The following is an 11,511-nucleotide window of genomic DNA, read 5'->3' on the forward strand; positions in this document are numbered from 1 at the left end:
CGGGCAAGATGCCCGCACTACTGTAATTATTGAATATTATCGTAGTGGGAGCGTCTCGCTCCCTAGATTTTTAATGATAGTATTCATGCGGATTTGAGATTAAGACTGTGCCTCTCCAGATTTGGGGTTTGGGGTGAAACGTTGTTTGATTGCGTTACGTTCTATACTATATCTCATGCTGGAAGTGGCCGCTTCCAAACTGACCTTCTCTTAGAGTAAGATAGGAGATGAATCGGAAGGTTAAAACGATGAATTCATTTCCCTTATTTGAGGATCTTCCCGAAGTTGAGTTACTTCAGTGGTTGGCACGAGGTTCTTTAAAGCAAAACTTACTTAAAGGAATACGCTTATGGTCTTGGTTAAGATCGCTTTATGGGGATGAGGCGATTCGAGTCGATATTCCCGATCGCTTTACTTATCGCGATTGGCGAGACGCATTTTTCAGCCTTGGACATCCTAAAAGTGATATTCTCCCAAGTTTGCACGATCCAATCTGTCCTTGTGCGCGATCGGCTAAAGATTGGCTGTTTGCAACCGATACAGGGTTATTAGAGAGAGAATGGCGACAAGGGATTCAGCAACAAGGTATTTTAACTGAGAAGGAAATCGATCGCTGTTTGCAAACTCGTCTATTTGCGGTCACGCGGCGATCGCTGGCAGAGGACTTAAAGGCATTAACGGCATTGGGATGGCTCAAACACCAGAAAAACCAGTATTATCGGGTACAAGAATTTCCTCGACGACCGATCGCCTATCATTCAAAATTAATTGAGGATGGATTGGATATCTACGAGTTGGGATTTCTCAATCCGAATCTAGAAAACATTGCTCAGAGTCTATCACAGCCTATTCAAGGGGTGCAGCGATTTTACTTGGATGTAGATTACATTATTGTTCAACAACAAATCAATGTCGAACGGTGGCTGGAACTATTGCGAGATATTTGGTCGAATTCTCCGGTACAACCCATCGCTTTAGACTATCACAGTGCAAGATATGGCGCTAAAACCTGCATAGTCTACCCCACCTGCGTTTACTACGTGCAGAGAGCCATCTATCTCTGTGGTTTAGGTACGACTCCTTCAGGGCAAGGAGATTGGTATAATTATCGTTTGGATAAAATTCAAGAGATTCGTTGTCTCACTTGGAATGATGTGACTTTACCAAGGATTTTACAGCAGCGCAAGAGAACTTTACCTCAACCTCACTATATTCGCGATCGCCTCGATCTTGCCTGGGGTTTTGATTTTTATTTGCCTGCAACCCTCATGTTACTGCGTTTCGATCGCAGCTTTAGCGATCGCTACATTCAAGGGACATTCCGACACAAAACCTTTACTGCGATCTCCCATAACAAGGCGATCGAACTAATTGAAACCCATGCAACTTCTACCGATCGGCTAAAATTATTGCAGATCATCAAAGCAAGATGCCCCGATGATGCTTATTACAAGGTTTGGTATCGTCAGGGAGATACAAATGTGGGATTGCGCCTGCGATCGTGGCGACCTCACATTGAAATACTTCTCTCTTGGCAATTACGTCGGGAAACAATTGCAGAAATGCAGGCAGAAGCGCAATTCTATCAGGTCACAGACGATGAATAAAGTTATCTTAACAGAACGGTTCGATCGGGCTTTATTTTTAATTAAACTTTGTGATACCCCGAGGTATTCCTAATCGATTTCAATGGATTTTTTGTATGAGACAGCGCTTGGGGGATGCTGAGGTTTCCTCAGCATATCCAACCAAGTAAGAAGGGATTTCAATCCCTAGCGGATTTGAGCGAGAAAGACAGCGCATTTCAAATAATTTGTGGAGTATACTAAAAATCATCCTTTAAAATAGCAAGCAGATTTTTTTCATGCGGTTGTCTTCAAGTTTTTGCCTTCTTTTTTCAGTTGTGCTTCTATTCCTCAGTAGTTGTCAACGTCGCTTAGAACAAAGCGATCGCCCCGATCCTCTTCCTCAAGATACCTTTGTGCAAGTCTACATGAATCAAAATCAAGCAAAAGGGGCAGACTATACCGATCCTTATCGTAACATTACGCGACCGGGAGACAATCTCGAACAAGTTATTATTGATGCCATTAATACAGCTAAATCAACAATAGATATAGCAGTACAGGAGTTTCGCTTACCAAATATTGCCCTCGCCCTTGCCGAAAAACATAAAACAGGGGTAAAAGTACGAGTTATTTTAGAAAATAGCTATAGTCGTTCTTGGAGTGAGTATAGTGAAAGGGAAATCAAACAACTCAGCGATCGCGAGCGCAGCCGTTACGAAGAATTTATCGCCTTAGTCGATCGCGATCGCAATAAAATTATCTCTCAAGCGGAAATCGATCGCGGTGATGCTTTAATTATTCTTCGCAATGCCGGCATTCCCGTCATTGACGATACTGCCGATGGTTCCAAAGGATCGGGGTTAATGCACCATAAATTTATAGTGGTAGACAGGTTTACCGTAGTGACAGGATCTGCGAATTGGACGACAAGTGGGACGCACGGCGATTTGACAACCGCAGAAAGTCGGGGAAATGCCAACAATATACTGAAAATTAATGACACAATGTTGGCAAATTTGTTTATTGAAGAATTTAATTGGATGTGGGGGGATGGAGTCGGGAAAAAACCCAATTCTAAATTCGGTGTACAAAAGCCCTATCGATCGCCTCAAAAACTGCAAATTGGCCAATCTACAATTACCGTTCAATTTTCTCCCGTTTCTGCATCTAAAAGCTGGCAAGAAAGTAGTAATGGTTTAATTACGAGAACCTTAAATAAAGCAACACAGGAAATCAATTTAGCTTTATTTGTCTTCTCCGAGCAAAAAATAGTAAATGCGATCGGCAGTCGTCACCAACAAGGAGTAGAAGTGAAAGCCCTCATCGATCCGAGTTTCGCCTTTCGAGAATATAGCGAAGGCTTGGATATGCTAGGAGTCGCAATGAGTCAGAAAAAATGCAGTTACGAACCGGGAAACCGTCCTTGGCAAAATCCCATCTCAACCGTAGGCATTCCCAATTTACCGTCTGGAGATGTTTTACATCACAAAGTTGGTGTTATCGATCGCACAACGGTTATTACAGGTTCTCATAATTGGTCGGCAACCGCCAATAATAATAATGACGAAACCCTCTTGATCGTGGAAAATCCTATTGTTGCTGCCCATTACGATCGCGAATTCAATCGCCTTTACAATAACTCCTTTCTGGGTGTGTCTTCTGAACTACAGAAAAAAATAGCCGAACGAGAACAGAATTGTCGTCAGAAATAGAGCCGGAAACACATTTTCTCCACAAAAAAGAAAAAGCTGGGTAATATGGAAACAGCAAGACACACTGAATATGCGATCGCGATCGCAAAACATTACATTGAAACTTTACAATTGCCCTGAATTGGATCAAGATTCAGTAAAGATTGCCTGGTTGCTCTAGACACCGCATAAAAATTGGGGACAATGGGTATAGACGAAGATAGGGTGGGCTTGAATGCGGCTCTAACACCAGTCAAAATCGGGGAACTACATCTAAACATCTAATTACACTAAATTTCACTTGAAACGGGAGACCATCTAAAAATGAAACTAAACGACACCAGAAGAACATCCACGGGAACTTCAACCAATTTCTTAGGCAAAGTCTTAGGTGCCATTTCCTTCGCAACACTAGGAACTTTAACTTTAGGTCTTCCCGCCGAAGCATTTACCATCGGTTACAATGGCTATTTTGGCAGCACTAACGACCCGGCTACGGGAGCATCGGCTACGGTAGATTTTACTTTTACCGATTTGGCAGATGGTAAGATTAAAATGGAATTGTTCCTCACCAACACCACCGGACAAGCCAATATGACAGAAGGACTCCTAACGGATGGAGCCACGGAGTCAGAATTCCTAGCTGTTGGTTTTGATTTTGCAAATGGAAATTTAGCGGACAAGTTAAACGTCGTCAGTTATAGCCTCGGTAGTCCTGCTTTTGATCGATTAGTCTATAACGATACTTCTCTGACGGGTGGGACTTCTTCCTCAACAGCTATAAATGGCGACGGATGGGGAAATATTAGCTTGAATAACATTTCCTTCGATATTGGTCTTGTTACTACTAACAATTTATTGTCTGGTGGTAGCCCGAGGGATGGTTTAAATGCCGGTCAATCTGAAACAGTCACTTTCAATTTAGCTCCTACGGATTTTGTTAATGCTGCGGAGTTGGAACAATGGTTTATCGATGGTTTCGTTGAAAATGGTTATTTAAAGACTGCTGCTCGTTTTAAAGCCGTTGATGGGACTAATATTAACGATGGTAGCGATAAACTCATGGGCGGGAATTTAGAAGAGTATAGCAATTATATTTTTGCTGAAGAAGGGGGTTATAATGATGCTCCTCCTCCTCCTGTCGATATTCCCGAACCAGGCATGACAATGGCTTTAGCTGCCTTCGTTTTGGGTGGTTCTAAGTTCCGTCGCAAAAACGCCTAAATTTCTTATAGGAAAAGGTCAATGAACACAATTAATTTTGAGGGGGAAAGAAGGTAAATTGAAAAGTCAAATTGATTTTTTTGGGACTTTATTCTATCTTTATTTCTCCTTCAGATTGTGAGAGAAGAAGGGACAATGGAGGATTTGGAGACCAAACCCCTACAATTAATCGGAGGATTTGGAGACCAAACCCCTACAATTAATCCTGTATAATTAATTAATAGCGTTGGTAGAGAAACACTTCATCTCGTTGGTAAATGCGCTCAAAGCAAACATTTTTTTCTACGGCTTCGATCGCCAGATCGACAATTTCTAGAGAACTGGCAAAACCAGGATGACGGCGATCGAGCAAAATATATTTAAACTGTTGTAAGGTGTCTAATGGGGTTTCAGGACTGGGAATTCTGATTATTTCCCGATGGCTGAGATGGGGAATGAGTTGAGATGGTGCAAGTAGGGGTTTGGTCTCCAAACCCTCCAAATCCCTGGGTTTGGTCTCCAAACCCCTACGTTGAATGAGGGCGATCGCCTCTCGGTTTGCCTGCCATGTATCGAGGGAATCTAAATAAACTTTACCAAAGAAATAATATTTACCCAAAACTAAAAACCCGCAAAGACTCCAAGCTAAAATTACCCGGCGATCGCGAATCCAAGCTGAATTAGCCGATCGCGCGGCAATCAGTGCCAAAATGATAAAAGGGAAGATCGGGACGGAATAATGGCGGACGAGATTGCGTTGAGCGTATTCCTGAGAGAGAATATTTAACAAGAGGGCTGGGAGTGCCGGAATAAAGGGGGCAAAATGACGGGCTGAGAGTCCCCAGAAAACGGGTAAAAAGAGTAAAGCTAAATATTCCAGTGTCGCGAAGGAGAAAATATGCCCCCAAACCAAATCGGGTTTGAGAAAGAGGTTTAAGGCAATTTCTAGAACAGAATCCCCTAAATAACCATACCGGGAAATCGAAGTTTGTTCCATGCCGAGAAACTGGGGAATGATCCATTGAGTTGTCCCGATAAACCACATACTGCCCGATAATAAGGCGATCGCGCCGCACCAACGCCGTTTCTCGAAGAAAAACAACCAAAACCCCATAGCAGCCACGGTTAGGGAAAGAACGGCTTTACAGCTTAAAATTAGCGCGATCGCACTGCAAAACCAAATATATTTTCTCTCCCTTGCAGCCCAAACTGCCCCCAACATCCCCGGAATTGCTAAAACTTCTGGGTGAAAGTCGTAAATATTAACATTAAAAATAAGAGGATACAGTAAATAAACTGCCGCCATCATGGTTGCATCGGTTTCTTTTAAACCACTTTGTCGGGACAGCAACCAGACTAACCAACCACTCCCAGCTAAGGCGATCGCTTGGAGGGCGAATAACCAATGAACTGTTGCATAAATCTTGTACAGTAGGGCGAGAGGATAGCAAATAATGGCAACATGATCCCCCAATAAATGAAATGCTTGCTGTCCTCGAAAAGAAACAATAGGCGGTAATCCTTGACTAATTAAATAGATATACTGGTCATACCAGCCCAGATCGTAAGCATTCGATTTGAATAAAGCGTGTCGAAGCGTCGCCAGCAGAAAAAAGAGAATAGCACTACCAACAGTCATTAATAATGGATAATGAGTGATGGGCGATCGTTCATTCTTCATCAAAAAAATGGGTAGAAACCCCGTCCTTATAGGACTGCTTTATATTAGTTTCGCTACGAATTAAAGACAAATAACAAGCAAACCTTAAAAATTAGGTTTTGTAAGGTTCTAATTAAATTCTAATTAAAAAGCGGGTGATGGGATTCGAACCCACGACATTCACCTTGGCAAGGTGACGCTCTACCCCTGAGCTACACCCGCATCTTTGCCAAATCTGTTAATAATCCTTACACAAAACCAATAATTTGTCAAGCCCTATTTTTTTCTCGGTCATTTCAAGGGAGAGACGGGAAGAGAAGGGGGAGAACCAGAAGTCGGACCATCGAGATAGGGGTAAGTTGGGGGAGGAAGTTCGCGGTGAATTTCTCGCATCAAACTGGCCATTTCGATCGCATTTAGGGCATAATTCCAGCCCAAATTGCTCTTAATTCCAGCACGTTCGAGGGCTTGTTGCAAGGTATCCGTCGTCAGTACACCAAAAACAACAGGGATTCCCGTTTGGAAACTCGCTGCGGCTACACCTTTAGCTGCTTCTGCTGCTACATAGTCAAAATGGGGAGTATGTCCACGAATTACGGCACCCAAACAGATTACAGCATTATAGCGACCGGATAAAGCAACCCGCCGCGCTACCATTGCCAGTTCAAAACTTCCCGGTACCCAAAAATAATCGACCTGAGTACCTTGAGGATCGACATCAATGCCGTGACGCTTTAAACAGTCTTGACACCCGGATAAGAGTTTCTCTGTTACCAAGTCATTGAAACGACCGATAATTAAAGCAAAGCGCAATGTTGCAGGATCTTGATGAAATGTGCCTTCAAAAACTGTCATCGATAATGGGGATTAGGGAATAGGGAGTGGGTAATAGGTTATTGGGAGTCAGCGATCGCCTTTCTCTAAGTAACCTATTACCGCGATCATTGAACAACCAAGTTAAACAACCAAAAAATTCAAGACACCGACGAGGATAACCAATATAGTCCAAGCGCCAGATCCTACAAAAATCAATTGCTTGGACTGTTCCCAGTTCTGAGGAGTGGCATAGGCAACGGGTACGCCAATGACCAAAAGCAAGGACAGGAACACTAAAGCGGCTAAGGCTAGTTCAAACAGGATAAACATCTGCTAATTCTCCCAAAACGTTAATAAATGGCAAAAACTCTGAATATCGAGTTTTTTCTTAATGTTTTTTAATTCTTTTCTCATTGAAGCAAATCTTGTCCCGTTCTGGAAGAGGGTAGCGGGAAAAGATGAAGGATCGGAAACCAGGGATCAATTTCTTCTAACCTATATAGGTAAAGCGGATATGGTAAAGAGCATGGATGTTATTTTATGTCACCAGACGGCGGATTTTGACGCTTTAGGGGCAGCCGTGGGGCTGACGCGGTTGAAACCGGGGGCAAAGGTGGTTTTAACGGGAGGGGCGCATCCTGGGGTCAGGGATTTTTTGGCTTTATATCGGGATGAATTTGCTACTATTGAACGCCGTAGTGTTAATCTGCAACAAGTTCGGGGGATTTGCGTTGTCGATACCCAAAAACGCGATCGCCTCGGTTTGGCGGCGGAATGGCTTGATCTGCCTCATCTCAAGGCAGTTGAGGTTTACGATCATCATCTCAATACTTTAAGCGATATTCCCGCAACTTACAGGCAAATTGAAGCAGTGGGGGCAACTACCACTTTAATTGTGGAACGGCTGCAACAGGCAGATATCGCCTTAACGCCCCCAGAAGCGACGGTGATGGCTTTGGGGATTCATCTGGATACGGCCTCCCTCACCAGCGAACAAACGACCCCTAGGGATGCCCTAGCCCTCGCATGGTTAATGAAACAGGGGGTCATGGGGCAGGCTTTGCGAGAGTATCTCGAACCTGGATTATCTCGCGATCTGCAAAAGTTACTCTCGGAAGCTATTGAAAGACTGGAAACGCGACGGGTTTTCGGTTATTGCGTTGCTTGGGTTCTCTTGAAAACCGATCGCTTCATTCCAGGTTTATCCAGTTTAACGGAACGTTTAATCGATTTAACTGAGGCGGATCTTCTGTTGGTGGGGGGGCAGTATTTTCGCCGCAATAATGAGGAAGGAGAAAGAGTGACGGTTATCGGGCGATCGCGCATTCCTCGCACCAATTTAGCGCGTTTATTCGCCCCTTTTCAGGGAGGAGGACACCCCCAAGCAGCCTCGGTAAGTTTAAAGGATAGAGATGGGGCGATCGCCTTAAATGAGTTGGTTGAGGGGGCGATCGCGCAAATTCCTGAACCTCTAACCGCCCGAGAGTTAATGTCTTCTCCCGTCCGTACTATTCGTCCTAGAGTTACTATTGATGAAGCACAACGCATCTTGTTGCGTTACGGTCATTCGGGGTTATGCGTCGTTGATGAAGGCGATCGCTTGGTGGGAATTATTTCTCGTCGTGACTTAGATATTGCTCTACATCACGGCTTTGCTCATGCCCCCGTTAAAGGATATATGAGTCGCAATCTGAAAACAATCATTCCCAAAACTCCTCTCCCAGAAATTGAGGCGTTAATGATAACTTACGATCTGGGACGCTTACCTGTTATTGAGGGCGATCGCTTAGTGGGGATCGTAACGCGCACGGACGTTTTGCGGCAATCTGCGAACAATTATCAATTATCAGTTATCAATTATCAATGTCCTGATTTTTATTCCCTTTTATCTCCGCAAATTGTCGCTCTGTTGGCTTTAGCTGTCAAGGAGGCAGAAAAACGAGGATGGCATCTTTATCTGGTGGGTGGTGCCGTGCGAGATATTCTTTTAAGGGAAGAGGGAACAGGGAAGAGGGAAGAGGGAAGAGAAGAAAATTTATCGATTACCAATAACCCACCAGAAATAGTAAATCACCAAATTCAAGATCTCGATCTGGTTGTGGATGGGTTTCATGAGACAGCAGAAGCGGAGGTGGGTGTTACCTTGGGGAAGGTTCTACAACAGCACTATCCTGCTGCGCGTTTGGAGGTTCACGGGGCCTTCCAGACTGCTGCCCTGCTTTGGCATAAAGACCCCGAATATGGCTCTCTGGCGATTGATATTGCTACGGCTAGAACTGAATTTTACCCTTATCCGGCTGCTAATCCTGAAGTTGAAGCCAGCGATCTGCGCCAAGACTTGTATCGTCGGGATTTTACAATTAATGCCCTTGCATTGCGCTTAACTAACCCGCGATCGCAAGAATTATTAGACTTTTTTGGCGGTTTGCAGGACCTGCGATCGCGGCAAATTCGCGTCCTTCACGCGAATAGTTTTATTGAAGATCCAACCCGCATTTATCGCGCAGTCCGTTTTGCAGTCCGGTTAGGATTTACCATTGAATCTCAAACCGAAGACTATATTCGCTATGCCCTAGAGAGTGGAGTATACGATCGCCGCAATAGCGATCGCAAAGTTCCCGCCCTCACAACCCGCTTAAAAACCGAACTTAAATATATTCTGCAAGCGCCCTATTGGTATCCCGCTTTAAAATTAATTGCCTCCTTGGGAGCCTTACGCTGTTTACATCCGACCTTAAAATTAGATCGCGCTTTATGGTGGCAAATTCGTTTTCTCGATCGCGCTTTGGGTCGTTTTGACCCAGAAAATCATCTCCTTCACTGGCAAATGCGCTTGGAAATATTACTTTCTCATTTACCTTCTCCCGTAGCCACCCAAGTTGCAGCAAATTTACAATTAACTGCTGATAGTTTACAACGTTTGAGCCGTTTTACCTCAGTTAAACAACAAATTATTGCCGATCTAACCGATTTATCCGATCAGACTCCTAGTGCGATCTTCAAAATTTTGCGCCAATATAAAACACCGATGTTGGCATTGCTGGTGGTGCAAACTCCGAGAAACATCCGTCGCAAAATTTGGCGTTATTTAACCTGTTGGTCACAAATGGTTTCCCCTCTCAATGGCAACGACCTCAAACAACTTGGTTATAAACCTGGACCGCAATATAAGCAAATTATTGACGATCTTTTCTCGGCAACTCTAGATGGAATTGTTGGCGATCGCGCCGATGCAGAAGCCTTTTTGCACAAATACTATGAGCTAGTCTAGATAATGATACAGACTTACATTTTTGAGATGCACCCAAATTGCGATCCTCAAAAATGTAAAATGATGCTTAGATCGGGGTAATAGACTCATCACCCCGATTTTGTTATTGTTATCCGACTAATCCTTCCACAACGGGATGGAAGAAAAAGGCAAATCCCAAAATAGTATAGGTTGCGAGTAACAACCCGCCTTCTAACCAATTAGATTTTCCGTCAGAACTGACGGAATTGGCTACCAAAACGGCAATCATAACCGCAACTAACTCAAAGGGATTAAAATTCAAATCCATCGGCTGCCCTAAAAATAACCCAGCAATGACCAATACAGGAGCAACAAAAAGGGCAATTTGCAAACTCGATCCCACCGCAACAGAAACCGATAAATCCATTTTGTTTTTCATGGCTACTGTTACTGCGGTGGCGTGTTCGGCAGCATTACCGATAATAGGTAAGAGAATCACCCCAGTAAAGAGTGCAGTCAAACCTAACGCTGAAGTTGCTTCCTCCAGAGAATCTACAAGAAGTTCCGATTCTAGGGCAACAAAGAGAGTAACAACGAGTAACACCCCTATCCATAACCAGATATTGGGTTTTTCGTGGGTTTCTCCTCCTTCTCCTTCCTCATCTGATTCGAGATCCGCAACGCTAACATCGTAAAGATAGGCGTGGGTTTTCATCGAAAAGAGCAAAGTTAGAACATAGACCAAGATTAAAACGATCGCCACGGCAAGAGAAAGGGTTTGCAACAGGGATTCCTCAATGCCAGAAGAAGTGTACTGTACGGCGGTGGGAACGAGTAAAGAAATCACCGCCAAGTTCATAACAGAAGCATTCATGCGGGCGGCAGTAGGTTGAAAATCCTGTTCCTTAAAGCGCAACCCTCCCAGAAGCATCGAAAAGCCCATAACCAGGAGAAGGTTACTAATAATCGATCCCGTAATCGTCGCCTTAACCACCTCAATTAAACCGCCATTGAGGGCAACTAGGGCAATAATGAGTTCTGTCGCGTTCCCAAAGGTAGCATTTAATAATCCTCCTAAATTCGGTCCGACAACAACGGTAATTTCTTCCGTGGCGTTTCCCATGATCGCCGCGAGGGGGACGATTCCCAGTCCTGCTGTGATGAAGATAGTTGCCGATCCCCAATCCAAGAAATGGGCAGCAACGGAAATGGGGATAAAAATCAGTAAACTGTACAGAATTTTGTTCATCAGAAAAATTGGGTAGAAACCCCGTTCTTATAGGACGGCTTTATATTAGTTTCGCTACCGCCTTGGAGTTGTTCAATTAGGGTGCTTTTGTA

The 11,511-nt window shown here is 43.9% G+C and carries 8 protein-coding genes and 1 tRNA gene; 4 read left to right on the top strand and 5 right to left on the bottom strand.

The window, feature by feature from the left end:
• Positions 1-248 precede the first annotated feature (248 nt).
• From JUI58_RS07280 to JUI58_RS07290, 3 genes are all read left to right on the top strand, one after another.
• Entirely contained in the window at positions 249-1,607 is a 1,359-nt protein-coding gene (locus JUI58_RS07280; RefSeq protein WP_204103098.1) for a TIGR03985 family CRISPR-associated protein, read from the top strand.
• 296 nt (positions 1,608-1,903) lie between these two features.
• Positions 1,904-3,280: a phospholipase D-like domain-containing protein gene (locus tag JUI58_RS07285; RefSeq protein WP_348539857.1), complete on the top strand. Its 1,377-nt coding sequence runs from the start codon at positions 1,904-1,906 to the stop codon at positions 3,278-3,280.
• Between the two features lie 303 nt (positions 3,281-3,583).
• Entirely contained in the window at positions 3,584-4,483 is a 900-nt protein-coding gene (locus tag JUI58_RS07290) for a hypothetical protein (RefSeq protein WP_204103100.1), read from the top strand.
• Between the two features lie 217 nt (positions 4,484-4,700).
• On the opposite strand, the gene JUI58_RS07295 is transcribed toward JUI58_RS07290, so the two are convergent.
• The 4 genes from JUI58_RS07295 to psbZ form a co-directional block, all read right to left on the bottom strand.
• Positions 4,701-6,143 carry a DUF2079 domain-containing protein gene (locus tag JUI58_RS07295; protein WP_204103101.1) on the bottom strand — a complete coding sequence of 481 codons (1,443 nt, stop codon included), beginning with the start codon at positions 6,141-6,143 and terminating at the stop codon, positions 4,701-4,703.
• A gap of 129 nt (positions 6,144-6,272) precedes the next feature.
• Positions 6,273-6,344 (bottom strand) — tRNA-Gly (locus JUI58_RS07300).
• 69 nt (positions 6,345-6,413) lie between these two features.
• Positions 6,414-6,977, bottom strand: coding sequence for a 6,7-dimethyl-8-ribityllumazine synthase (ribH, locus tag JUI58_RS07305; RefSeq protein ID WP_204103102.1), 564 nt, complete (start codon positions 6,975-6,977; stop codon positions 6,414-6,416).
• A 102-nt stretch (positions 6,978-7,079) separates the two neighbouring features.
• Positions 7,080-7,268: a photosystem II reaction center protein PsbZ gene (gene psbZ, locus JUI58_RS07310; protein WP_204103103.1), complete on the bottom strand. Its 189-nt coding sequence runs from the start codon at positions 7,266-7,268 to the stop codon at positions 7,080-7,082.
• A gap of 196 nt (positions 7,269-7,464) precedes the next feature.
• Between psbZ and JUI58_RS07315 the strand changes: the two genes are divergently transcribed.
• Positions 7,465-10,209 carry a CBS domain-containing protein gene (locus tag JUI58_RS07315; protein ID WP_204103104.1) on the top strand — a complete coding sequence of 915 codons (2,745 nt, stop codon included), beginning with the start codon at positions 7,465-7,467 and terminating at the stop codon, positions 10,207-10,209.
• A 109-nt stretch (positions 10,210-10,318) separates the two neighbouring features.
• Here JUI58_RS07315 and cax read toward each other — a convergent pair whose 3' ends face one another.
• The gene (gene cax / locus JUI58_RS07320) at positions 10,319-11,419 is read right to left on the bottom strand and encodes a calcium/proton exchanger (RefSeq protein ID WP_204103105.1); all 1,101 of its coding nucleotides are present in this window, start codon (positions 11,417-11,419) and stop codon (positions 10,319-10,321) included.
• Between the last annotated feature and the right edge of the window lie 92 nt (positions 11,420-11,511).

Origin of the sequence: Spirulina sp. CCY15215, assembly GCF_016888125.1 — a bacterium.
GTDB lineage: Bacteria > Cyanobacteriota > Cyanobacteriia > Cyanobacteriales > Spirulinaceae > CCY15215.

Coding starts and splice junctions, on each gene's coding strand:
- JUI58_RS07280 (WP_204103098.1), top strand. CDS start 249: ATGAATTCATTTCCCTTATTTGAGGATCTTCCCGAAGTTGAGTTACTT.
- JUI58_RS07290 (WP_204103100.1), top strand. CDS start 3,584: ATGAAACTAAACGACACCAGAAGAACATCCACGGGAACTTCAACCAAT.
- JUI58_RS07295 (WP_204103101.1), bottom strand. CDS start 6,143: ATGAAGAATGAACGATCGCCCATCACTCATTATCCATTATTAATGACT.
- ribH (WP_204103102.1), bottom strand. CDS start 6,977: ATGACAGTTTTTGAAGGCACATTTCATCAAGATCCTGCAACATTGCGC.
- psbZ (WP_204103103.1), bottom strand. CDS start 7,268: ATGTTTATCCTGTTTGAACTAGCCTTAGCCGCTTTAGTGTTCCTGTCC.
- JUI58_RS07315 (WP_204103104.1), top strand. CDS start 7,465: ATGGATGTTATTTTATGTCACCAGACGGCGGATTTTGACGCTTTAGGG.
- cax (WP_204103105.1), bottom strand. CDS start 11,419: ATGAACAAAATTCTGTACAGTTTACTGATTTTTATCCCCATTTCCGTT.